The 22319-nt window shown below is 70.6% G+C and carries 20 protein-coding genes; 5 read left to right on the top strand and 15 right to left on the bottom strand.

Going from position 1 to position 22319, the window contains the following annotated elements; all coding sequences use genetic code 11:
* Positions 1 to 58 precede the first annotated feature (58 nt).
* Positions 59 to 331 (bottom strand): hypothetical protein, encoded by a 273-nt coding sequence (locus tag ACLJWH_RS01105; protein WP_411139602.1) that lies wholly within the window; start codon positions 329 to 331, stop codon positions 59 to 61.
* 32 nt (positions 332 to 363) lie between these two features.
* Positions 364 to 699, bottom strand: a complete 336-nt coding sequence (locus ACLJWH_RS01100) for a hypothetical protein (protein WP_411139601.1) — start codon at positions 697 to 699, stop codon at positions 364 to 366.
* A 589-nt stretch (positions 700 to 1288) separates the two neighbouring features.
* On the opposite strand from ACLJWH_RS01100, the gene mgtA reads away from it, so the two are divergent.
* Together mgtA and ACLJWH_RS01090 are read left to right on the top strand one after the other, a co-directional pair.
* A complete protein-coding gene (gene mgtA, locus ACLJWH_RS01095; protein ID WP_411139600.1) occupies positions 1289 to 4063 on the top strand; it encodes a magnesium-translocating P-type ATPase in 2775 nt (924 codons plus the stop codon).
* A 519-nt stretch (positions 4064 to 4582) separates the two neighbouring features.
* Positions 4583 to 5311 carry a class I SAM-dependent methyltransferase gene (locus ACLJWH_RS01090; protein WP_411139599.1) on the top strand — a complete coding sequence of 243 codons (729 nt, stop codon included), beginning with the start codon at positions 4583 to 4585 and terminating at the stop codon, positions 5309 to 5311.
* 82 nt (positions 5312 to 5393) lie between these two features.
* Here ACLJWH_RS01090 and ACLJWH_RS01085 read toward each other — a convergent pair whose 3' ends face one another.
* Positions 5394 to 6329 (bottom strand): polysaccharide lyase, encoded by a 936-nt coding sequence (locus ACLJWH_RS01085; protein WP_411139598.1) that lies wholly within the window; start codon positions 6327 to 6329, stop codon positions 5394 to 5396.
* Between the two features lie 483 nt (positions 6330 to 6812).
* Positions 6813 to 7433, bottom strand: coding sequence for a TetR/AcrR family transcriptional regulator (locus ACLJWH_RS01080; protein WP_411139597.1), 621 nt, complete (start codon positions 7431 to 7433; stop codon positions 6813 to 6815).
* A 68-nt stretch (positions 7434 to 7501) separates the two neighbouring features.
* On the opposite strand from ACLJWH_RS01080, the gene ACLJWH_RS01075 reads away from it, so the two are divergent.
* Complete coding sequence (locus ACLJWH_RS01075) at positions 7502 to 8053, top strand: GNAT family N-acetyltransferase (protein WP_411139596.1); 552 nt, start codon at positions 7502 to 7504, stop codon at positions 8051 to 8053.
* 342 nt (positions 8054 to 8395) lie between these two features.
* Here the strand turns inward: ACLJWH_RS01075 and ACLJWH_RS01070 are convergent, their stop codons facing one another.
* Entirely contained in the window at positions 8396 to 9895 is a 1500-nt protein-coding gene (locus ACLJWH_RS01070) for a hypothetical protein (RefSeq protein ID WP_411139595.1), read from the bottom strand.
* Between the two features lie 499 nt (positions 9896 to 10394).
* On the opposite strand from ACLJWH_RS01070, the gene ACLJWH_RS01065 reads away from it, so the two are divergent.
* Complete coding sequence (locus ACLJWH_RS01065; RefSeq protein ID WP_411139594.1) at positions 10395 to 11111, top strand: chitinase; 717 nt, start codon at positions 10395 to 10397, stop codon at positions 11109 to 11111.
* A 163-nt stretch (positions 11112 to 11274) separates the two neighbouring features.
* On the opposite strand, the gene ACLJWH_RS01060 is transcribed toward ACLJWH_RS01065, so the two are convergent.
* The 10 genes from ACLJWH_RS01060 to ACLJWH_RS01015 form a co-directional block, all read right to left on the bottom strand.
* On the bottom strand, positions 11275 to 13269 hold the full coding sequence (locus tag ACLJWH_RS01060) for an ABC transporter ATP-binding protein (RefSeq protein ID WP_411139593.1): 1995 nt from the start codon (positions 13267 to 13269) through the stop codon (positions 11275 to 11277).
* Positions 13266 to 13664 carry a hypothetical protein gene (locus ACLJWH_RS01055; protein ID WP_411139592.1) on the bottom strand — a complete coding sequence of 133 codons (399 nt, stop codon included), beginning with the start codon at positions 13662 to 13664 and terminating at the stop codon, positions 13266 to 13268. The genes ACLJWH_RS01060 and ACLJWH_RS01055 overlap by 4 nt, the downstream gene beginning before the upstream one ends.
* A 284-nt stretch (positions 13665 to 13948) precedes the next feature.
* Complete coding sequence (locus ACLJWH_RS01050) at positions 13949 to 14449, bottom strand: hypothetical protein (RefSeq protein ID WP_411139591.1); 501 nt, start codon at positions 14447 to 14449, stop codon at positions 13949 to 13951.
* A gap of 573 nt (positions 14450 to 15022) precedes the next feature.
* The gene (locus ACLJWH_RS01045; RefSeq protein ID WP_411139590.1) at positions 15023 to 15799 is read right to left on the bottom strand and encodes an ABC transporter ATP-binding protein; all 777 of its coding nucleotides are present in this window, start codon (positions 15797 to 15799) and stop codon (positions 15023 to 15025) included.
* On the bottom strand, positions 15796 to 16602 hold the full coding sequence (locus ACLJWH_RS01040) for an ATP-binding cassette domain-containing protein (protein WP_411139589.1): 807 nt from the start codon (positions 16600 to 16602) through the stop codon (positions 15796 to 15798). The genes ACLJWH_RS01045 and ACLJWH_RS01040 overlap by 4 nt, the downstream gene beginning before the upstream one ends.
* Positions 16599 to 17423: an ABC transporter permease gene (locus ACLJWH_RS01035; RefSeq protein WP_411139588.1), complete on the bottom strand. Its 825-nt coding sequence runs from the start codon at positions 17421 to 17423 to the stop codon at positions 16599 to 16601. The genes ACLJWH_RS01040 and ACLJWH_RS01035 overlap by 4 nt, the downstream gene beginning before the upstream one ends.
* Positions 17420 to 18388, bottom strand: coding sequence for an ABC transporter permease (locus tag ACLJWH_RS01030; protein ID WP_411139587.1), 969 nt, complete (start codon positions 18386 to 18388; stop codon positions 17420 to 17422). Before ACLJWH_RS01030 ends, ACLJWH_RS01035 begins: the two co-directional genes overlap by 4 nt.
* A gap of 21 nt (positions 18389 to 18409) precedes the next feature.
* Positions 18410 to 19924 (bottom strand): ABC transporter substrate-binding protein, encoded by a 1515-nt coding sequence (locus ACLJWH_RS01025; protein ID WP_411139586.1) that lies wholly within the window; start codon positions 19922 to 19924, stop codon positions 18410 to 18412.
* A 41-nt stretch (positions 19925 to 19965) separates the two neighbouring features.
* Positions 19966 to 20688 carry a DUF1684 domain-containing protein gene (locus ACLJWH_RS01020; protein ID WP_411139585.1) on the bottom strand — a complete coding sequence of 241 codons (723 nt, stop codon included), beginning with the start codon at positions 20686 to 20688 and terminating at the stop codon, positions 19966 to 19968.
* Positions 20689 to 20906: 218 nt separating this feature from the next.
* A complete protein-coding gene (locus ACLJWH_RS01015) occupies positions 20907 to 21203 on the bottom strand; it encodes an MTH1187 family thiamine-binding protein (protein WP_411139584.1) in 297 nt (98 codons plus the stop codon).
* A gap of 407 nt (positions 21204 to 21610) precedes the next feature.
* Between ACLJWH_RS01015 and ACLJWH_RS01010 the strand changes: the two genes are divergently transcribed.
* Positions 21611 to 22051, top strand: coding sequence for a DUF779 domain-containing protein (locus tag ACLJWH_RS01010; RefSeq protein WP_411139583.1), 441 nt, complete (start codon positions 21611 to 21613; stop codon positions 22049 to 22051).
* The last annotated feature ends 268 nt before the right edge of the window (positions 22052 to 22319 follow it).

The raw sequence follows: 22319 nt of genomic DNA, 5'->3' as shown, positions 1-22319 counted from the left end.
GCGAACTGCCGGCGGGCTCCACCGGCCGGCCGTTCGCGGTAGTTGCCGCGGTGCCCGGTCACCGCAGGGCCGGAAGCGGCCGGTCGGCCGGATGGCCGTCGGCGGGATCGCGTGGCCGACCCGGACGCGGGGTGGCCCGGCGGGACGCGTCCGAGCGCTGCGCGGCGTCGGGGCGACGGCGGCGGGCGCGGCCGTCCAGGGCCTGCGGTACGGGGTTGGCGGTCACCGGGGCGTCGGCCAGGCGGCGCCAGACGCGGTGGGCGCGCACAGCGGCCGCCTCGCGGCGCGGGAGCCGGAAGGAGGGGCGGTGGAAGAAGGTGATGAACGCCATGGCGCTACCTCCTGAGTTCTGCGAGGGGCGGCTCAACCGCCCCAGGGGGAAAAGTAGTTGAGGCCGAACGCGCGGTCCGCCAACGGGCGGGGCGGCCCCGGGGTGGGGCGGGCCGTGGTGACGATCGCGCGGGCCACGGGGCGCGGCAGACCGAGGTGGGTGGCCAGCCAGGAGGTGCGATGACCCTGCCGGGCGAGCACCCAGGCGGCATGGATGCGCAGATCGTAGACGGCTCCGTCCGGCAGGGACGCGGCATGCGGGCCGGTGCCGGGATCTTCCAGCAGATAGGTGGTGGGGATCCCGTTGACGACGAGACGGAGGGTGGGCAGCGGCAGTTGCTGCTGAGGGAATGTACGTGTACGGCTCATGGCGGCCTCCCGGGGAGGGACGGCACGCGGAGTGCGCGAAATGCGTCAGCGCGTACCGGGAAGGGGTGAAAGGGTGCAGTGCGCGAATTGCCGGCAACTCGGACTGTGATCCATCGATCACACCTCCTTCCCAGGGACTCGTGGAACGCTTCTCGCCATCGACGGTAGACGTATATTCCCGCCGCTCAACAGCCGGACGTCCCGACCAGGAGGGACTAAAGTCCCTAAAGGGCTCCGGGGGCAATGCCGCCCCTTTTCCCGGTTTGACTCTTCACCGCGCATATGACTCACTGATCGCGGCCATGCCTGGCCGCATCATTCCGCCGCGAACCAAGGAGGTGTTCGGGATGAGTCCGAGTCCCGACGGATTCCCTGGCCGCAGCGCCTCCGCTCGCTGATCGCATCAGCGATACGCCCTGCCCTTTCCCGGGTTTCTGAGGGCTGCTCTCCCAGGTGATTCACACGGCGGCACCCACCGCCATTCTTTCTCTTTTCCTTCTGGTGCCGGCCGCTTCTTCGGCCTGCCCGAAATCATCTCTGTGCGCGAGGCGTGCTTCGCCATGCCCGTTCGCACGGAGGGAGGTTTGCCATGAACAAGCAGATCCCATCGGTACGCCTGGCTCCGCCGGGCGACGACAACCGGAACCACGAGACCCCCGACAATCACGACACCCTCGTCAGGCCCGCCCGCTCCCGCCGCGAGCGCAAGGCCGCCGAGCTGGAGACCCGTACCCGCGAAGTGGGCGCGCGGCTCGCACAGTTCAGCGCGCGGCCGGCCCGTGAAGTCCTCCAGACACTCGAAGCCAGCCACCGGGGGCTGCGCAAGGACCAGGTCTGCGAGCGTCTGGTGCGCCACGGCAACAACACCGTGGTGCACGAGAAGCCGCCGCACTGGACGACCCAGCTGGTCAAGTCCTTCTGGAATCCGTTCATCGCCGTGCTGATCGTGCTGGCTGCGGTGATGTACTGGCAGGACCCGGCGGACCCCGGCGTCGTCATCCTCTCCGTGATGATCGGCGTCAGCGGGCTGCTCCGCTTCTGGCAGGAGTTCCGCTCCACCAAGTCCGCCGAGGCGCTCAAGGCCCTGGTGACCACGACCACGGCGGTGCAGCGCCGTGACGACACCGGCTCCCGGGCGACGACCGAAGAAGTCCCGATGGAGCAGGTCGTCCCCGGTGACCTCGTCCGGCTCGCGGCCGGCGATATGGTCCCCGCCGACCTGCGGCTGCTCAAGGCCAAGGACTTGATGGTCAGTCAGGCCGCGCTGTCCGGCGAGTCGCTGCCGGTCACCAAGGCCGACACTCGCGCCGATGACCTCGGCCAGCACGAGACCAGCGACCCGGTCGAGGCCGACAACCTCTGCCTGATGGGCACGTCCGTGACCTCCGGCACCGCGACCGGCGTGGTCGTGGCCACCGGCACCGACACCTACTTCGGGTCGATGGCCGGGGCCCTGGTCGGCAACCGCCCGCAGACCAGCTTCGACATCGGTGTGAAGAAGGTCAGTTACCTGCTGATCCGCTTCATGCTGGTCATGGTCCCGGTCGTGTTCGCCGTCAACGGCTTCACCAAGGGCGACTGGGACGAGGCGTTCCTCTTCGCGATCTCCGTCGCGGTCGGGCTGACCCCCGAGATGCTGCCGATGGTGGTCTCCGCGAACCTGGCGCGCGGCGCGGTCGCCATGTCCAAGCACAAGGTCGTCGTCAAGCAGCTCAACGCCATCCAGAATCTGGGCGGTATGGACGTGCTGTGCACGGACAAGACCGGCACCCTCACCGAGGACCGGATCGTCCTGGACCGCTATCTCGACGCCCACGGCAAGGAGGACAACGAGGTCCTCGAATACGCCTACCTGAACAGCCACTTCCAGACCGGGCTGCGCAACCTCATGGACCAGGCGGTCATCGACCGCGTGGACGAGGCCGAAGAGGTTGTCGTCGACACCCGCTTCACCATGGTCGACGAGATCCCCTTCGACTTCGCCCGCCGGCGGATGTCCGTGGTCCTGCGCCGCAACGACTTCGGCGGTGCCGCGGCCGGCGTCCAGGAGCACGTCCTGATCACCAAGGGCGCGGTGGAGGAAGTCCTCGAACTGTGCACGCACATGGTGGACCGCGGCGAGCGCGTCCCGCTCACCGAGCAGCTGCGCGCCCACACCACGATGGTCAGTGAGAACAACAACCGCGAGGGGCTGCGGGTGCTGGCCGTCGCGACCCGCACGATGCCCGCCCTCCGCGACGCCTACTCCGTACGGGACGAGGCCGAGCTGACCCTGATCGGCTTCCTCGCCTTCCTCGACCCGCCGAAGCAGGACGCGGCCGAGGCACTGAAGGCGCTCGCCGACAACGGTGTGGCCGTCAAGGTCATCACGGGCGACAACGAGCTGGTCGCCGCCCGGGTCTGCGCCGATGTGGGCATCGATGTGGGCAGCGTCGTCACCGGCGCCCGGATCGACGGCCTCGACGATGTACAGCTGATCCAACTGGCGCGTACCACCTCGGTGTTCGCCAAGGTCAACCCCGTACAGAAGGCCCGGATCGTACGCGCCCTGAAGGCCGACGGGCACACCGTCGGGTTCCTCGGCGACGGCATCAACGACGCCGCGGCGCTGCGCGAGGCCGACGTCGGTATCTCGGTGGACACCGCGGTCGACATCGCCAAGGAGTCCGCGGACATCATCCTGCTGGAGAAGGACCTGACCGTCCTGGAGCAGGGCGTCCTGATGGGGCGCCAGACCTTCGGCAACACCATCAAGTACATCAAGATGACGGCCTCCTCGAACTTCGGGAACGTCTTCTCGGTGCTGATCGCCTCGGCCTTCATCCCCTTCCAGCCGATGCTCGCCATCCACCTGCTGGTGCAGAACCTCTGCTACGACATCTCGCAGCTGTCCATCCCGTGGGACCGGATGGACAAGGAGTATCTGCGCAAGCCGCGGACCTGGGACGCCAAGGGCATCGGCCGGTTCATGATCCGTATCGGTCCGATCAGCTCGATCTTCGACATCACCACCTTCCTGGTGATGTGGCATGTGTTCAGCGCGAACACCGGTGCGGAGCAGACCCTGTTCCAGTCCGGCTGGTTCATCGAGGGGCTGCTCTCCCAGACGCTGATCGTGCACATGATCCGCACCCAGAAAATCCCCTTCATCCAGTCCCGGGCCTCGCTGCCGGTGCTGCTGCTCACCGGCGCGATCATGGCATTCGGCATCTTCCTGCCGTTCTCACCGCTGGCGCCGGCGCTGTCGATGGAGCCGCTGCCGATGAGCTACTTCCCGTGGCTGATCGGGACGCTGCTCGCCTACTGCGCGCTCACCCAGGTCGTGAAGACCTGGTACATCCGCCGCTACCACAGCTGGCTGTAGGGCCCACGGTACGCACCGCGCAGGCGGACATCGCCGGTGGGCCGGTCCTCAGGGCCGGCCCACCGGCGGTCCGCTGCCCGGCCGGGTCCGCCTCGAACCGGAGTCACCGGTCATTGCGCGGCGGTGCCCCACCTCTCCGTTCTGCGGAGCCGGCCGATGATGCCGTCGTACTGCGGCCCGTGTGACGGCGTACGGCAACCGGCGTGGGAACGCAGGGCAGTTGCGCACGGGAAAAGTCCCGTCCCTCCCGGGGTGCTCGGGGTGCGGGCGGCTGCGGGACCCGGCCCCTCTCCCGCGGATCGGGACCGCCCCGGAAACCTGTCTGAGCGTTGCCGGGAATGCCCCGCTGACAGCCATCGGCGGGGGCCTGGCCGCCCGCGCATGCAGGGCCGCGGGTGAGGGGCTGCCTGCCCTCGTCCGGACCTCTCCACACCTCCCTGCGCCCCTTGCGCGACAGGGCCTGACCTGGTCTTTTGCCTCGTCCAGTCGTACCGTCCCCCCATCGGGAAAGGGGACTTGATGGACCGGAACATCCGCACGGTCGAGGACGTGCTGCGGCTCCTGGACGGCCTGTTCGCGCCGGCGGCCGACCGCTGGACGGCCGGTGCGGCCACCTGGTGGGACGACTTCTACACCGACCGCTCCAGACCGGTGCCGTTCTTCGTGGCGAAACCGGACGAGAGCCTGGCCTCGTACCTCGACCGAAGCCTGCTCACTCCGGGCCGGGCCCTCGATCTGGGCTGCGGTCCGGGCCGCAACGCTCTCCATCTGGCGTCCCAGGGTTTCCGGGTGGACGCCGTAGACCTCTCCCCGGCGGCCATCGGCTGGGCCGGGGAACGCGCCCGCGAGGCCGGCGCCGACATCCGGTTCCACTGCGGCGACGTCTTCGCCCTCACGCCGGCCGAACTGGGCGGCCCGTACGACCTGATCTACGACTCGGGCTGTTTCCACCACCTGCCGCCCCACCGCCGCATCAGCTATCTCGCCCTGGTGGAACAGGTCCTGTCCCCCGGCGGCCATCTCGCCCTCACCTGCTTCGCGTCGGGAGCGATGGGCTCCGAACTCCCCGACCCGGCCTTCTACCGCCAGGCCCGCCTCCACGGCGGTCTCGCCTACACACCGGAGTCCCTGCGCTGGATCTTCTCCGACCTGACGGAGATCGAGCTGCGCCGTATGCGCGACGAACCGCCCGAGTCGCCCTGCTTCGGCGAACCGTTCCTGTGGACGGCCCTCTTCCGCCGCGGGTAGGCGTGATCGCCGCGGGGCGGGCACCCGGCCCGGCCTCGGCACAGGTGGGATGCCCGCTACGGGGCCGGGCGCCGCGGCGGTCTCAGTGCTGGACCGAGGCGGACAGCGAGAAGTCCGCGAACTCCGCCCGCTCCGTCTGCTTCGGGCCCCAACTGGTGTCATGGCCGCCGAAGAAGGTGGAGAAGAAGACTCCGCTGAAGTCGATACCGGAGATACCGGAGGCGGCGCCCTTGGCGGCGAGGGCCTGCTTGCCGTCGTACCAGACGGTGACGTCGCCGGTGGTCCGGTTCACCAGCTGCTCGACGGTGTGCCAGCCGCCGTCGGCGAGCCACCGCCAGGACCCCAGGCCCACGTCGACGCCGTAGCCGGTGGGGCCGGAATTGGTGGGCGTGTAGAGGTAGATCTCGCCCTCGTCGGGGTGGGACTTGGCGCGGAACATGTAGCGGGTGGACCAGCCGCGGCCGTGATTGCCGCCGGACTCCTCACCGATCTTGCCGCCGTACAGGCCCGGCAGCTTGCCGCCCTTGCCGAAATCGAAGCCGGCCGGGAGCTTGAGCCCGTACTTCAGGTCCAGCGTGGCGGACTTGGCCAGGTCGCTCCGGCCGATCGCGCCGAGCTGGGTGTAGAACTGCCCGCCGCCCGGATCGGGGCAGTCGGAGCAGGAGTTCGCCGACGAGCCCGCACCGTAGGTGACCTGGAGCGCGGAACCGTCACCCGGCGCGGACGCATCCTTGACGCCCTTGAGCTGGGACGAGCCCCAGGCACCCGAGGAGGCCACGCCCCAGGACTTCTTCCAGGCGTCGGAACCGTAGCCGGAGAACTGACCGCTCCAGGTACCGGACCCGGAGGCGGCGTTGGCCCCGGAGACGGCGGGGGCGGCGGGCGCGTCGGGGGCGGCGCCCAGCAGACCGACGCCCACCACACCGGCACAGGCCAGCGCGGTACAGGCGGCCAGGAGCGAGCCGAGCGCGGAGCGCCGGCGCTCCCCCGTGACACGGCGGCGCAAGGAAACAGGCATCGCACTCCTCGGAGCTCGGGGGTGAGCGGATCTGTCCGTACCGATGTTCATCAACATGAACGTTCAGTACATCCGTGAATACGGCTGGGTGAGATTAGCGCGCGGGGTGCCAGGCGTCCAGGGGTACGGGGTGCCAGACGCCCATGGTTCACCGCGCCGTCACCCGAGGAGGTCGGAGGTGGGGGCGGGCGGGCCGTACCCGGCGACTCGTCGGGGTCACTCGGCCCTAGCGGCCAGGACACCGGCCGGCCGGCCGAATCCACCGGAGTCGGCCTCCCCCGGGACCACCGACCTCTCGGGCACGAACTGCCCCAGGTGAACGGCCCGCCGGACGCGACGGCGAGTACGACATCCGCGTACGGCGAAGCCGACTGCTGGCTCGCGACCGCCCGTTGGCCGGCATGCGGACCCCTGACGGGAGGCGGGCGAGTCCCGAGCAACTCCGCCGAGGGCGCCCAGCTGTCAGCCGTCAGCTGTCAGCTGTCAGGAGGAGGTCGCGTGATCGCCACTCGATGAGGGCGGGGAGGTCAGTGTGGCCAGGTAGTCGTCGAGGAGCTCGGCCTGGTGGTGGGGTGGGAACGCCGAGGGGTCGAACAGGGCCTGTACCACCAGGCCGAGGACGAAGGACTGGGCGCCGGCCGCGATGCGCGCCGGGTCTCCGGCGGGCAGTTCGCCGAGCTGTTGGGCCGCGGCGACCAGGTCGCGCAGCTTGTCGCGGCTCTGCCCGTACTTGCGCGCGTAGTCGCCGCTCAGGGCAGGGTCGGCGAGCGCGGTGTCCCAGGAGGACACCCAGATCCGGTTGCTGTCGGTGGCCTCGGCGGTCAGCGGCAGGATGTCCAGCAGAGCGGCCCGCACGGCGGACATGCCTTTCCCGGCCGCGCGCCGGGGGCGGGCGGCGCTTCGCCGTTCGAGCAGGTCGAGGGCGTGCGCGACCAGGTCGCGTTTGGCGGGGAAGTAGTGGGTCAGCAGGCCGGTGGTCGCGCCGAGCTCGGCGGCGACGGCGCGCAGGGTCAGCCCCCCGAAGCCGTGCGCGGCCAACACCCGCCAGACCGCCTCGGAGACGTCGCGGCGACGGGCTTCGTGGTCACCCTTGGTGCGTGGCATGCTGCTACGGTACATAACCGTAACGCTTGTTGTGTAAATGCCGTGAGTGCTGCCACTGCGAGGTCATCATGTTTTCCCTTCCGCTGCGGGACAACGCCCGCCTCCGCCCCCTTGAGACATGGCATGCCGAGGAATTCGCCGCCCACCTCGACCGGGCTCGCGAACACATCCGGCCGTGGGTCGGGCCGGGGTTCGTCACCGACGATCTCGACGGGGCGCGGGCCACACTGCGCCGGTACGCCGAGCGCCAGGCCGCGGACGGCGCCCGCCTCTATGGCATCTGGCTCGACGGCACGCTGGTCGGCGGCGTGATGTTCGTGGACTTCGACTCCGCCTGGGGCTGCTGCGAGATCGGTTGCTGGCTGGAACCGGCCGCCGAGGGCCACGGCCTGATCACCGAGGCGTGCCGCGCCTTGCTGGACTGGGCGTTCACCTCCCGGGGGATGCACCGCGCCGAGTGGCACTGCCGGGCCGACAACGCACGCAGCTCCGCGGTGGCCGAGCGGCTCGGTATGACACTTGAGGGCGTACGGCGCGAGTACTGGCCCTACGGCGGCACCCGCCACGACAAGCAGATCTGGGGGATCCTCGCCCCCGAATGGCGATCATCTCGCCAGTGACCACCGACACCGCCACACGGCCACAGTGGCGGCAGGCACGGCACAGCCCCCTCCGGCAGCCGACCACCCGCCTTTACGTCGTCGCTTCTCGCCGGTGCGCCAGGATGCGACCGGGCAGCGGCTCGGCACCGCGCCGCCCGACGCCACTCCCGCAAGCGACTGCCGCAAGCGACTGCCGCATCGGCAAACGGCCGTCGCGTACCGGCGCCGGGCCGTTTCCTGAGCACCAGCTCGATGTCCGGGTCCGGCATCATCCGCGGCGAGTTCGATGTCCGACATCCACGTGGCGCGGCCCGGCCGACCGCCGTCCGGTGATCGCCGGACGGCGCTTCAAGGGCTCTCTCAGCGGCGGCGCAGGCGTTTGAGCCACGCGCGAATCCGCGTCCGCGGCGAGCCGGAGGAACATGAGCGCGAGGAGACGGGGGCGGGCGAGGCGGGCGGTGACGGTGGAGTCTGCGGACCATTGCCCCGGGGTGGCGCGGCCGTCCCTGCTTCCGGCGGTGGCGGCGCGGCTGGGCGGTCATCTTCCGCGGGCAGCACGGGCTGCGCGGGCAGCACAGCAGGGGCTTCCTGCTGTGCGGCTTGCGGCGGTCGCTGCCCCCTGTCTCCAGTGCCCTGCACCGGCTCACGCACGGCGGGTTCCGTCACCGCCTCATCTCGAACGACGGCAGGTTCCGGCTCCGCCTGGTGTCGGACGACGGCAGGTTCCGTATCTGGTGCGCTCTGGTCGGATCGCGCCGGTGGGGCCGGTGCGGCGGAGCGCCGCGCAGCAGGCTCGGATTGTCCTGGAGGTGGCGGCGAGCCTTCCGGCTGCCTTGCCGGGCGGGACGGCTCGGCCTGCGTCGGCCGGTGGTCGGTGCGCGGATCGGGTTGCGGGGTGGGCCGGACGGCGTTCGATACGGGGGCGGAGTCGTCCTCCGTGCCCCACCGCGCCACCTGCCAGGGCTCCTTGACCCACAGCTGAAGCTCGATCCAGCCCTTCTCGTGGGCCGTTTGCGCCCAGTCCTTGGGGAACAGCTGCCAGTGGCCGTAGCCGAGGAACGCCCCCGCGCGGGTACCGGCACCGATCCACTCCGACGTCTTGCAACGCACCGTCACATGGACCTTGACCTGCTTGCCTTCGACGAGGACGGGGTTGCGGGCCAGGTAATGCACCCGGTGGGTGCCCTGGCGTCCGACCGGTCCGACGTTGCTCGCCGGCCCGTGGACGGCGTGCGGGATCTGCCGGGCGGTGCCGTCGATCAGGGACTGTGCCAGCCGGTCTGCGTCGGCCGGGCCGAAGCAGAACTCGCCCCAGGCGAGGTCCTGTCGGCCGTCCGGTGCGACGGCGGCGAACTCGGCGACGGTCTCGGGGTCGTGCCGGAAGCGCTCCAGGAGCCGGACGATGCGGGCGGCGGAAGCGATCGCCGGCCCGCGCAGCGCGCTGACCGGGAGTTCGCCCCGGCCGCCGCCCTGCGGTGGCCGCGCCGGAGGGCCGCCGTCCTTGGCGTCGCCCCGTGAGCCGGTGCGTTCCAGCGGCGGGCACTTCAGTCGCCACCGGCCGTCCTGCCGGACGACGGTGCCCCGCGAGGCGTCCACCAGCTCTCGGCCGCGCCGGGGCAGATCGAAGGTGCAGGTGGGCTTGTGCTGGCGGCCTGGCATCGTGAAGAAGTGGGACGAGCGGGAGTCCGGGTCGCCGGCGTTGGCCGACCTGACCGATACCTCGACACCGCAGCCCCCGCACTTCAGCGGTAACGCGTAGGGCGGGTGGGGCTTCGTGTCGATGGCCGTCCGGTCGTAGTCGTTGTCGCACGCATCCCTGACCCACGGGATCCGCACCCCGCGCTTCGGCTTCCGCCCCACCTTCGGCCCCCCGTCCTCAGCGACTGCCGCCCTTCCGAATTTCCCCAGCCGCGCGCGGAGCTATGTCGAGTGGCAGTGCTTTCTTGCGAGCGAAGACACAGGTGGCCGATCGGCTGCCCCACCGGCCACGGAATCGGCCACGCGCCCCTGAAGCGAGACGTATCGGTGCGCGCCGTCTCCCTTCGCGAGGACTCGACTCGCACCGGTGGGGCCCGCGGCGCGGGAATCGATCCGGCTCGCCCTGGAGGGGTTCCCGGAACGGACACGGATGTGCCCGGCCGACAGGCCGACGGGGCCCGAGGTCGCCCCGTGCCCTGACTCACCATCAGAACACCACCGTCGGAACCGCCCCACTCTGGTATCGAAAGAGTGGTTTAGCTCTGTTGCCGTTAATATCCGGAAAATACGCGAGACGCTTATTTCTTCCTTACCTCGGGGCGCAGGTCCGTCCGATCGGCCGCTCTCCGGGGTTCGTCCTTGTCGCAGAAGGAGTTGGAGAATGTCCGTACGTCGCGTCATAGCCCTCGCCGTGAGCCTGCTCGCCCTCTCCCCACAGCTGTCCGCCGCGGCAGCCACCGGTGCCGAGGCCCCCTCCGCCGCGTTCGTCGTCAGCCAGTCCCAGTTCGACACGATGTTCCCTGGCCGCAACGCCTTCTACACCTACAAGGGTCTCACCGACGCGTTGAGCGCCTACCCCGGCTTCGCCACCACCGGCAGCGAGACGACCAAGAAGCGGGAGGCGGCGGCCTTCCTCGCCAACGTCAGCCACGAGACCGGCGGTCTGAAGTACATCGTCGAGCAGGACACCAGCAACTACAGTCACTACTGCGACAAGTCGCAGTCCTACGGCTGTCCGGCCGGTGAGAGCGCCTACTACGGGCGTGGCCCGCTCCAGCTGAGCTGGAACTTCAACTACAAGGCGGCCGGTGACGCCCTGGGCATCGACCTGCTGCACGACCCGTACAAGGTGGAGAAGGACCCCGCCGTCTCGTGGAAGACCGGCCTGTGGTTCTGGAACACCCAGAAGGGCGCCGGCACCATGACCCCGCACGACGCGATGGTCAACAACAAGGGCTTCGGTGAGACGATCCGCAGCATCAACGGCGACCTGGAGTGCAACGGCAAGAACCCGAACGAGCGCCAGGACCGCATCAACCTCTACCAGAAGTTCGTCGGCATCCTCGGCACCGACGCCGGCGGCAACTTGTCCTGCTGATCTCCGTCGCCGCCGGAACCGGGTGGTGCGGGGGGGGGGCGGCCTCCCGCACCACCCGCCGCCGTAGGCGCGTCGCCAGGGCCGAACCGACCGGGGCCCGCCCCGCCGGACTTCGAGCGTCGCAGACCGCGAGGACGCACCGCGCGGCGGCCATGGTCCCCCGTCAGCCGTAGGCGGGTGGGGCGGTCGCGCCGTGGTGCCGGTCGGGCCGGGGCACCGTCGGACGGTGGGGCGTGATGTCGAACTGGGCCGCCTGCCGTTCGTACATGCGCCGGTAGCTGCCTCCCTCAAGGGCCATGAGCTCGGAGTGGGTGCCCTGTTCGATGAGCCGGCCGTGATCGAGGGTGTAGATGTGGTCGGCGTTGGCCGTCGCCGCCAGGCGGTGGGTGATCAGCAATACCGTGGTGCCGTGGTCGGCGAGGGAGCGCAGGGCCTCGAATGCCTCGATCTCGGCGTCCGGGTCGAGGGCGGCGGTGGGCTCGTCGACGATCAGCAGGGGCGCCTGCCGGTAGCGGGCGCGGGCGCTGCCCAGGCGCTGCCACTGTCCTCCGGAGAGCTGCGTACCGCGCTCGAAGCCCTTCATCACCAGGCTCTGCCAGCCGTGCGGCAGGGCGGCGATGACCTCATCGGCGTCGGCCTCGGTGACGGCCTTTTCGATACGTGACTGGTCGAAGGGGCGCGCGCTGCGGCCGATATGGACATTGGCCGCGGCCGTCATCGGCCAGCGGGGGAAGTCCTGTCCGAGGAGGCCGACCTGGTCGAACAGCTCCTGCCGGTCGGCGGCGCGCACATCGACGCCGTTCCACCGGATCGTGCCGTCCGACGGCAGATACAGTCCGGCGACGAGTTTGGACAGGGTGCTCTTGCCCGACCCGTTGCGGCCGACGAGCGCGATGACCTTGCCCTGCGGGATGGTCAGGCTGACCTCGTGCAGCGCGGGCGTGTCCGCGCCCGGGTAGGTGAAGGAGACCTTCTCCAGCCGGATCTCCTCCAGCGGCCGTGGCAGCGCCACGCCGCCGGTGGGCAGGGCGTGCCGCTCGGCCAGCTCACAGGCGCCGTCCAGATCCTTGAGATACAGGGTCTCTTCGAAGAGGCGGTTGACCTGGGTGACCAGCCCCGTCAGGCTCGCGCCCGCCGAGCGGACGGCGATGACCGCGGTGCCGGCGACCGCCAGCGCCATCCCGCCGGAGGTCAGCAGGAGCCAGAGCACCGCGTACGCGGCGAGCGCGGCGGCGCCCGAGAGCGCGGCGGCGACGGTCTGGGTGGTTGCCTGGGCGCGGGCCAGCCGCCGTTGCTCGCCTTCCATCGTGATGGACATGTCGGTGTAGGCGTCGACGAGCAGCTGTCCGGCGCCGTGCACCCGGATCTCCGCGGCGGGCTGCTCCCGGGTGATCTCGCTGCTGATGATGCCGATCGCCCGGCGGTGTTCGAGCCACGCCTGCCGGGACGCGTACCGCCGGCGGGCCGTGAACACCGCGCCCCATGCCTTGGGGGCGGCGATCAGCACGAGCATGGCCACTAGCAGCGGGTGCAGCAGGAACAGCACTCCGGCCGAGGCGACAAGGCCGATCAGGGCGTTGACGACGGTGATGGAGGAGCCGAGCATGACGCGGATGGAGTCGGTGCCGAACCGTCCGGCGGCCAGCGTGCGGTGGATGTCCTTGTCCTCCAGCGCGGCCAGCTCGATCCGTACGGCTCCGGCGTAGAACCTGGCCGTGCACACCCGTTCCACCTGCGGCTCCAGCCGGCCGGAGGCGCCCACCGATACGGCGGACAGCAGCGCGCCCGCGCCGGCCACCGCGCTCACCGCGAGAATCGCGGGCAGGGCCTGCCGCAGCCGGTCCGCGGTAGGGCCGGCGGCGAAGAGCGCCACCAGGGCGCTGTTGGTGGCGACCAGGCCGAAGGCCCGGGTCAGGCCCTGCCCCAGCTCGGCCCCCAGCAGCGTCAGCAGGGCCCGGGGATCGACCTGCCAGGCGGCGCGGCCCACGACGGCGGCCATGGCCGGGAACTGGCGGGCCATGGTCCAGAACCCCATGCGCAGCAGCGGCCCCTCGTGCCGGGTGAAGGGCAGGTCGTAGCGCAGGGCACCGCCGAAGAGGAGCTCTTCGGTCTGCGATACGGGCAGCGGACGCGGCGCCCGGCGCCGCCACCACCTCATGCCCGCCTCGCCGGGACGGCGGAACCTGCGGTGTGCGCGGGCCCGCTGTCCGAGAACACCTGAACGCCGCCCGTACGCAGCGCGTCGGCGGCGGTGTGCGCCGGGCGGGAGACGGTCATGAACTGCCCGTCGGGGTCGGTGATCAGGGCTGCGGCGGACACCAGGGGCGTGCCGGGGGCGGCGGGGTGGGCGCGCGGGCCGGCGAGGACGGGCGGGTCGGCGAAGTCCGGTGGGGCGGTGCCGGGTTGATCGGTGTCTACGGAGATAACAGCCTCCAGGCGGCTCGGTGGAAGCAGCAGGCGCGGCCGGCGCACGCGGCTGCGTACGAGGCCGACGAGTCGAGGAGTCGATGGGGCGGCGCGCGGAACCTCGCGGGAGACGTCGCGGTCCGTCAACTGCCGGTCACCGCGACGACCGGGAGCCCGTTCCCGGGCCGGTCCAGAACTCTATCCGCCCGCGTCGACGGCGGTGGGGGAATTCCGGAAGCCGCCGCGACGGCGGCCCGTTGACGCGCCCGCACCACGTGGCGCAGCCCCCCACAACCGCCGGCGGCGCGTACCACTTGCCCGCTCAGCGCTCGACAAGAAGGTCAACTCGACTCATGGATACGGCTGTTGGTGCATGTTTCGCGTTGTGCCAGGTGGCCGGGACCGGCGTGTCCCTGCCCCGGCGGCGGCTGTCAGGCGGGCAGGTTCCGCTCCGCCGCCTCGCCGTCCGACGGGGTGTCGATGACCGGTACCGGATCGAGGCCGAGCTGTTCCGCGATCCGGGTCAGCAGCACGTCCTGCGCGGCGAGATGGCTCTGTAGGTGAGCCACCTCGTGCAGGGTCGCGCTCGCGTCGTGGAATGTTGCCTCCGAACGCTTGTCGGACGCGGCGGCCTGGACGTTCTGGCCGACCATGATGACGGACAGCAGCACCAGCTGGAGGAACGTCTGCGCCACCCAGGAGACGACCGACGCCGCGCCGCCACGGATCGCGTCCGGGAGGCTGATCAGGTCGAAGAGCGCGAAGGCGTAGGCGCACCACATGCTGCCGACCGCCTGCGTGATCAGGATCGCGACCTTCGTGTTGAACCGGGTGATCGCGTTTCCCTGCGAGAGCTGATCGGTGACCTTCACCGGGCCCTGGGCATGCCGTGCGGTGATGTGCGGATGGGGCAGGTGCTGGTAGATCGTCATGGCCCGACTCCCTGTCGATGGGACAACCGCCGCGGGTGGTGTGCCGGCCACGGCAGGGGGGCGGCGGCCGTACCCTTCCGCGGGGCCGAACCCCCATCGGCAGCGGCCCCGTGCACAGCGGGCCCATGGCGTTGGCTCACCGAGCGCGGCGCCCGGTTCGTCACCCGCCCCTGCTCCGGCAGTGATCCGGCAGTCGCTCCGCAACGCCCCTACCTGATCGGCGCGTTCGGCCGGAAGAGCAGGTTTCCCGACATCATCAGACTTCTACCAGCGCATGTCGAGGCGGTCGAGTGCCTGGGCGTTCCCAGCGGTGGCTTTGACGTGACGTTTGCGCGCCCTTCACCCGGGAGCCGGGCCGCCGGCGGGCACGGACCCGAGCTGCCGCCCCCGTCCCGGGACGCCTGGAGCAGCCGGGATGCCCGACATCCCCGGGACACCCGGAACACCCGAGATGCCTGGGATTCCCGGGATACCTGGGACGCCTGGGATGCAACGTGCCGGACGCTCCCGCCCGCCACCCGCCCCGCCGGCTACCGGGCGGCCGCGGGCCGCAGGTGGACGGGAACGCCCCGGTCAGCCCCCCACCGGCAGGCGGGGAACGCTCGACAGCAGCCGGCGCGTGTACCCGTGCGACGGCGTGCCCAGCACCGAACGCGTCGCGCCGGACTCCACCACCCGTCCCCGTTCCAGTACGGCGGTGTGTTCGCAGAGCGCGGCGACCACCGACAGATCGTGGGAGACCATCACCACCGTCAGCCCCGTCGTCTCCTTCAGCTCCGCCAGCAGGTCGACCACCTTCACCCGGGTCGTCACGTCCAGCGCCGACACCGGTTCGTCGGCGAGCAGGATCCGCGGGTCGCAGACCGTGGCCCGCGCGATCGCGATGCGTTGCCGCTGTCCGCCGGAGAACTCGTGCGGGTAGCGGTCGGCGGCGTCCGCCGGCAGCCCGACCCTCTCCAGGGCCCGGCCGACGAGGTGTCCGGCCTTCGCCCCGGAGGCGATCCCGAGTGACCGCAACGGCTCGCCGACGATCCGCCGCACCCGCTGGCGCGGGTCCAGTGACGCGTACGGATCCTGGAAGACGCACTGCACGCTCCGCCGGAACCGTCGCATCTGCTCCCGGTCCCGCAGCCGCAGCCCGTCCCCGTCGAAACGGACCTCGCCGGACGTGGGCCGGGCCAGGCCGAGCAGCATCCGCAGCAGCGTGGTCTTGCCCGCGCCCGACTCCCCGACCAGCGCCAGGCTCTGCCCGGCGGTCACCGCGAGCGAGATGTCCGACACGACGGCCGTCCCGCTCCCCCGGTACGCGTACGACACCGAGTCCAGTTCCAGCACCGGCGACGACGTCACTGTGCACCTCCGAAGGAATCCAGCGCCGATTCCAGCTGCCGTGCGCTGTCCACCAGCGCCTTGGTGTACGCCTCGCGCGGCGCGCGCACGACCTCGTGTACGTCCCCGGACTCCACCGCACGCCCGTCCTTCATCACCAGGACCCGGTCCGTCACCCGCGCCACCACGGCCAGGTCATGGCTGACGAACGCCACGGCCATGTCCCGTTCGCGGACGAGTCTGTCGAGGAGGTCGAGCATCTCGGCCTGCACGGTGACGTCGAGGGCGGTCGTCGGCTCGTCGGCGATCAGCAGCGCCGGGTCGCAGGCGAGTGCCATGGCGAGCGCGACGCGCTGCCGCTGGCCGCCGGAGAGTTCGTGCGGGAAGGCGCGCGCGATACGGGCCGGGTCGGGCAGCCGGACCCGTTCCAGCGCCTCCGCGACCGCGCGCCGCAGTGCCGCGCCCGTCACGCCCCGCCTCCTGCGCAGCGGTTCGGAGATCTGCCGCCCCACCCGCATCAGGGGGTCGAGGGCCGTCAGCGGCTCCTGGAAGACGATCGCCGCGCCGCGTCCCCGCACCCCGGCCAGCGTCTTCTCGCTCGCGCCGATGATCTGTGTGCCGTCGAGTACGACACTGCCGCTCGCGGTCATGCCGTCGGGCAGCAGGCCGAGCACCGCCAGCGTCGTCAGGGACTTGCCCGAGCCCGATTCCCCGATGAGGCCGAGGCGTTCGCCGCGTCCCACGGAGAAGCTGAGGCCGGAGACGAGGGTCCGCCCCGTATCCGTACGGATCGTCAGGTCCTGTACCTCCAGAAGCGCGCTCATGCGGCCGCCCTCCCGCGCCGTGCCGTCGGGTCCAGTACGTCCCGCAGCCCGTCCGCGATCAGGTTCACGCCGATGACGAGCAGCACGAGCAGCACTCCCGGGGCCAGTGCGCCCGCGGGCGCCGTGGTGAAGGTCGCCTGCGCCTCCTGGAGCATGCGGCCCCACGAGGCGTTGGGCGGGGGCGCGCCGAGGCCCAGGTAGGACAGGCCCGCCTCGGCGAGTACCGCGAGGCCGAACTGGAGCGCGAGGTTCACGACCAGCGTGGGCCAGATGTTGGGCAGGACGTGCCCGGCGGTGATCCTCGGCCAGGACGTCCCGGATGTACGGGCCGCCGTGATGTAGTCCTGGGCGAGCACCCGCTTCACCAGGATTCTCGTGAGGCGCGCCACCACCGCGCTCTGCGCCAGGCCGATCGCGAGGATCGCGGAGCCGAGGGTCGCCGAGCGCGCCGCGACGATCAGCATGGCGAGCAGCAGCGTCGGGAACGCGATGAGGATGTCGAGCAGGGCGGAGAGGGTGTCGTCGAACCAGCCCTGTGCGTACGCGGCGAGGACGCCGAGGGTGACGCCGATGAGCGCCGCGATCAGCACCGAGCCGAGGCCCGCCTCCAGGGCGATCCGCGATCCGGTCATGAGCTGGGTGAACAGGTCGCGCCCGAGTTTGTCGGTGCCGAGCAGATGCCCGTCGCCCGGCCCCGCGAGCCGGCCGCCCGAGGTGTCCGCGGGGTCGTAGGGCAGCCGGACCAGTGAGACGAGCGCGAGCAGCACGACGAGCCCGGCCAGCACGGCCCCCGTCCACAGGGTCAGCGAGCGGCGCTTCATCGCACCCCACCTCCCGAGAGCCGTCCGCGCAGCCGTGGGTCGACGATCCGCTGCACCAGGTCCGCGGCGAAGCCGATGAGCAGTACCGCGAGTGTCGACACGAAGAGCACTCCCTGGATGACCGGGTAGTCGTGCTGGGCGATGCCCGTCGCGAGCAGGGAGCCGAGGCCGGGCAGCGCGTACACGGATTCGACGACGACCGCGCCGAGCAGCGTCGAGGCGAGTTCGATGCCGAGGACCGAGATCACCGGGACGGCGGCGTTGCGCAGCCCGTGCCGCCACATGGCCCGCCCGAACGAGGATCCCAGGGCCCGCGCCGTCCGCAGATATTCGCTGCCGAGCACGTCGAGTGCGGCGGAGCGTACGTAGCGGATGAGGGACGCGGACATCACGAGGGCCACGGTCACGACCGGCAGGACCAGCGAGCTGATCGCGTCACCCGGCGCGTCCCAGCCGTCCTGCGGGAAGCCGCCCGAGGGCAGCCAGCCGGCGTTGAGCGCGAAGACGGCGATGAGGATCATGCCGAGCCAGAACACCGGTATCGCGATGCCCAGTTGGGAGACCCCGTTGAGCAGGGCCCCGTACCAGGTGTGCCGCTTGTACGCGGCGAGGAAGCCGGCCGGGACCGCGATGAGGACCGCGAGTACGAACGCCGAGAGGGTCAGCGGCACCGTGACGTCCAGGCGCTGCGTCACTTCGGGGCCGACTGGCAGCGAGCTGACGAAGGACGTGCCGAGGTCGCCGCCCGCCAACTGGCCGATCCAGTGGGCGAACTGCTGGGGAAGCGGTCTGTCGGAGCCGATGGAGTGCCGGGCCGCGGCGATCTGCTCCGGCGAGGCGCCCACGGAGGTGAGCGCGTTCGCCGGGTCGCCGGGCAGCATCCGCAGCAGCACGAAGAGCACGATGCTCGCGAGAGCGAGGGAGACCAGCAGGAACACCAGTCTCCGTACGAGGTACCGAGTCATGACGGAATCCGGGTCCCCGCGTCAGCGCTTCTCGATGCCGTACGCGAAGAACTGTGAGTTGAGGCCGTTGACCGGGTAGCCCGACAGCTTGCTGTTCGCGACGACGATCTGCGGGTACAGGTAGAGCCAGTCGCTCGCCGCGTCCTCGGCGGTCTTGCGGTTGGCCTTCTTCAGGAGCTCGGTCTGCTCGTCGGTGGTCGAGGCCCGCTCGGCCTGCTCGATCCAGTTCTGCACCTGCTTGTCGTCGTAGCCCCAGTAGAAGTCGGGGTTGCCGTACCAGACCAGGTCGCGGTCGTTGACGTGCTCCTGCAACGTGGCCGTGAAGTCGTGGTTCTTGTAGACCTTCGTGTACCACTCGTCGGGCGTGATCGTGTTGATCTCGACGGTGATGCCGACCTTGGCGAGCTGCGACTTGACGAACGTGGCGACGGTGGGGTGCGGGTCGTAGTTCGGGGTGTCGAGCGTGAAGCTGAAGCCCTTCGCGTACCCCGCCTCCGCCAGGAGCTTCTTCGCCTTGTCGACGTCGTGGGCGTTGACCTTGGTCAGGTCCTCGTACCAGGGATCGGTGGGCGGCACCATCGAGCCGATCAGCTTCCCGTAGCCGCCCCAGACGGAGTCGAGGAGCTTCTTGTCGTCGATGGCCGCGGAGACCGCCTGCCGGACCTTGACGTCGGTGAACGGCTTGGCCTTGTCGTTGAAGGCGAGCAGCAGCTTGGTCGTCGAGTTGCCGTCGTTGACCTTGTAGTTCTGCTGGGACTTGAACTGGTCGAGGGCGTCGGGCGACTGCTCGCTCGTGACCACGTCCACGCCGTTGGTCAGCAGCGCGTTGTTCAGCGCGGTCGCGTCCTTGTAGTAGTGGAAGACGACCTGCTTGTTCTTGGCGGCGTCGCCCCAGTAGCCCGGGAAGCGGTCGAGGCTCAGGGCCGAGCCGCGCGTCCACTTGTTCAACTTGTACGGGCCGGTGCCGTCCTCGGTCGTCTTCAGGTCCTTGGCCTGGGAGTTGATGACCCAGACGTAGGAGAGGTGGTACACGAAGGAGATCGACTTCTTCGAGAGCGTGACCCGCACGGTCTTCGCGTCGGGCGTGGCGATGTCCTTGATGACGTCGAGGTCGGCCCTGCGCGCGGACTGCGAGTCCTTCGCGAGCACCTTCTCCAGGCTGTACTTGACGTCCTGGCTGGTGAGCTTCTTGCCGCTGTGGAAGGTCACGCCGTCGCGCAGGGTGAAGGTGTAGGTGAGCCCGTCGCCGCTGACCTTGTAGTCCTGGGCGAGCAGTTTCTGGACCTTGCCCGCGTCGGTGAGCCGGAACAGCCCCTCGTAGACGTTGCCGTTGAGCGCCTCGGTGACGCCCTGGCCGCCGCCCGCGGTGTTGTCGAGGTTCTGCGGCTCGTAGAGGGAGCCGATGTTGACGGTGGCGTTCTTGTCGTACGCGCCGTTGGCCGCGCCGCCGCCCTTGGCGCCGCCGCACGCGGCGAGGGTCACGGCGAGGGCGAGGGTGAGCACGCCGGCGGACAGGGGCTTCTTGCGGAGGTTCATGGGGTGCCTTTGTACGGGTACTGCCGCTGCGGGGCGGTCGGTCAGTGGGTGCCGGCGTGGCCGTCGCGGAAGACCGGGAGCTTCTCGCCCGCCTCGACGGGCAGGTGGAACCGGTTCTGCCGCGGCGGCATCGGACAGTTGTACTGATCGGAGAAACCGCAGGGCGGTACGAAGGCGCGGTTGAAGTCGAGGAGTACGCGCCCTTCGCCGGTGTGCCGGACGAAGAGGAAGCGGCCCGCGCCGTATGTGGTGTCCCCGTTGGTCGGGTCGCCGAAGACGAGCAGCAGCGTGCCGTCGTCGTCGAAGGCGCTGAGCGTGTAGTCGGTGCCGCCGACGGTGAGCGCGATATCGCCGGGGACGACGAGGTCGCGGGTGCCGCCGTTGTCCCGGATGTGCTCGAAGGCGACGCGGCGGGCGCCCTCGACGGGGGTGTAGGTGGCCTCCAGGACCCAGGCGGGGTCGTACGGGAAGGCGTCGGTGCGCACGAAGTGGCCGATGGCCGGGGAGTCCGCGTCCCAGAAGCGCAGGCCGTGCTCGGTCTCGCCGGTGATCATGCCGGTGCGCGCGACCGTGGTGACGGTCACGGACTCGCGCTGCCCGGCGCGGGCGGCGTCGAGATCGGGACGCTCACCGGCGGGGAGCCAGCGGGTCTCGACGAGGGCGAGGTTGCCGGTGGGGGCGGTGACGGAGCGGTGACGCTCGGTACGCCACGCTTCCCAGACCTGGGCGCTGGCGGTGGCTATGTCGGGCATGGCGGCACTCATTCGCGTAGAGACTCGTCAGCATCCACGCCGGCGGCCACGCTGGGTGAAGCTTGAACCAAAAGGATCTTCTTTATCTCCCATAAGGGAAGCTAATGTCAAATGCCGCCAACCAGTGAGACGGGGACGAACCAGGAATACGCGCACCGCCGGTCCCCGCGGAAGGCCGAGCAGGGACGAGGGACCGGCGGCGGAAGCCTCAACCCCGGTTCCGCCGGCGCTCAGCCGCCCGCGAGGCGGCGCTCGACGCTCTCGACGTTGCCGGTCAGCCCGCCGCGGACACCGGGGCGCAGATCCGCCTTGAGGGTGAGCGAGGCCCGCGGGGCCCGCGCGGTCACGGCGTCCACCGCCTGCTTGATCACCGGCAGCACCTCGTCCCATTCGCCCTCGATGGAGGTGAACAGGGCATCGGTGCGGTTCGGCAGACCGGAGGCGCGCACCACGCGCACCGCGTCGGCCACATAGTCGGAGACGTGCTCGCCGACCCCGAGCGGTGTGATCGAGAAGGCAATGATCATGCCCGGCAGCCTGACAGGCGGCGGCTCGCCCCTCCGCGCAACGCGCCGACCCCGCCCGCCGCCCCGGCCGGCGGCCCTTCCGTTGGCGGACACGCGGAGGGGGTGGCGGCCCGGTCCCGGCCCCGGCCGGTGCCGGGTGCCGTTCGTCCGCAACCTCCGCGCAACGTCCCGCGGCATAGGGTGGCCGCATCCCGGGTGCCCCCGTGGGCATGATCCGGGCCTGTACCGAGCCACTTCCGGACGACTCCCGAGCCGCTTCCGAGCCCTTTGGAACGGTTCCGGGTCACGTCGCTTCCGGATCCGGTCGACCGCAGCTGTTCTCGCCGGTCAGTGAGGAGTCGATACGTGTACGGACATCAGACGAAGAACCTGCTGGTCAGCCGCTCCGCGCAGAAGCCGGTCCGCTGATGGCGGCCGCGGACGCGAACGCCTCGGAGGGCGCCGTTCCCGATGGCACGGCGAAGGGGAGCGCTCCGGTCTCGCGGGTGGCGCTCACCACCACGGCCGCCGAACTGCTCTGTCTGCTGCGGGAGCTGCACGGTCCGCTGATGTTCCACCAGTCCGGCGGCTGCTGCGACGGCAGCGCCCCCATGTGCTACCCGGCCGGGGAATTCCGTACCGGAGCGTCGGATGTGCTGCTGGCGCGGCTGGCCGTCGAGGGGATGGCGGAACCGGTGGAGTTCTGGATGGCCGCGGACCAGTTCGCGCTCTGGCGGCATACGCATCTGACCGTGGACGTCGTACCGGGACGCGGCAGCGGCTTCTCCCTGGAGGCTCCGGAGGGCGTCCGCTTCCTGGTCCGCTCCCGGCTGCTCACCGAGGAGGAGCTGGACCGGCTCGGCGACTGAGCGTCGGCATGCACCGTGCGGCGTGCGCCGTATGACGTGGTGGCCGACCGGTGATGCGCCGCACCTCGCGGGGAAGCGCGGCGGGCCCTCGCGGGAGGAAGGTCCGGCGGAAGAGATGGTGAGGCCCCGCGCACGGGGGATGACGCGGGGCCTCGTCAGGGAAAACGGAGATCCGGCACCCCGGGTTCCCGATCCGTGAAGATTCTGCGAGAAATTCTTTCCCGGCCGCCGGACGGGCGGACCGACCGGCCATCGGGCAGGGCCCCGG

The organism is Streptomyces sp. x-80 (assembly GCF_046549095.1).
In the GTDB taxonomy this organism is placed as follows: domain Bacteria; phylum Actinomycetota; class Actinomycetes; order Streptomycetales; family Streptomycetaceae; genus Streptomyces; species Streptomyces celluloflavus.
The sequence above is the reverse complement of the archived record's forward strand: the minus strand, read 5'-3'. Positions and strand labels throughout refer to the sequence as shown.

Bases quoted from the DNA above. Each gene is read 5' to 3' on its own strand.
- ACLJWH_RS01020 (WP_411139585.1), bottom strand. From the start codon at position 20,688: ATGAGTGCCGCCATGCCCGACATAGCCACCGCCAGCGCCCAGGTCTGG.
- ACLJWH_RS01060 (WP_411139593.1), bottom strand. From the start codon at position 13,269: ATGAGGTGGTGGCGGCGCCGGGCGCCGCGTCCGCTGCCCGTATCGCAG.
- ACLJWH_RS01030 (WP_411139587.1), bottom strand. From the start codon at position 18,388: ATGACTCGGTACCTCGTACGGAGACTGGTGTTCCTGCTGGTCTCCCTC.
- ACLJWH_RS01040 (WP_411139589.1), bottom strand. From the start codon at position 16,602: ATGAGCGCGCTTCTGGAGGTACAGGACCTGACGATCCGTACGGATACG.
- mgtA (WP_411139600.1), top strand. From the start codon at position 1,289: ATGAACAAGCAGATCCCATCGGTACGCCTGGCTCCGCCGGGCGACGAC.
- ACLJWH_RS01065 (WP_411139594.1), top strand. From the start codon at position 10,395: ATGTCCGTACGTCGCGTCATAGCCCTCGCCGTGAGCCTGCTCGCCCTC.
- ACLJWH_RS01100 (WP_411139601.1), bottom strand. From the start codon at position 699: ATGAGCCGTACACGTACATTCCCTCAGCAGCAACTGCCGCTGCCCACC.
- ACLJWH_RS01025 (WP_411139586.1), bottom strand. From the start codon at position 19,924: ATGAACCTCCGCAAGAAGCCCCTGTCCGCCGGCGTGCTCACCCTCGCC.
- ACLJWH_RS01015 (WP_411139584.1), bottom strand. From the start codon at position 21,203: ATGATCATTGCCTTCTCGATCACACCGCTCGGGGTCGGCGAGCACGTC.
- ACLJWH_RS01050 (WP_411139591.1), bottom strand. From the start codon at position 14,449: ATGACGATCTACCAGCACCTGCCCCATCCGCACATCACCGCACGGCAT.
- ACLJWH_RS01010 (WP_411139583.1), top strand. From the start codon at position 21,611: ATGGCGGCCGCGGACGCGAACGCCTCGGAGGGCGCCGTTCCCGATGGC.
- ACLJWH_RS01085 (WP_411139598.1), bottom strand. From the start codon at position 6,329: ATGCCTGTTTCCTTGCGCCGCCGTGTCACGGGGGAGCGCCGGCGCTCC.
- ACLJWH_RS01090 (WP_411139599.1), top strand. From the start codon at position 4,583: ATGGACCGGAACATCCGCACGGTCGAGGACGTGCTGCGGCTCCTGGAC.
- ACLJWH_RS01075 (WP_411139596.1), top strand. From the start codon at position 7,502: ATGTTTTCCCTTCCGCTGCGGGACAACGCCCGCCTCCGCCCCCTTGAG.
- ACLJWH_RS01105 (WP_411139602.1), bottom strand. From the start codon at position 331: ATGGCGTTCATCACCTTCTTCCACCGCCCCTCCTTCCGGCTCCCGCGC.
- ACLJWH_RS01080 (WP_411139597.1), bottom strand. From the start codon at position 7,433: ATGCCACGCACCAAGGGTGACCACGAAGCCCGTCGCCGCGACGTCTCC.
- ACLJWH_RS01035 (WP_411139588.1), bottom strand. From the start codon at position 17,423: ATGAAGCGCCGCTCGCTGACCCTGTGGACGGGGGCCGTGCTGGCCGGG.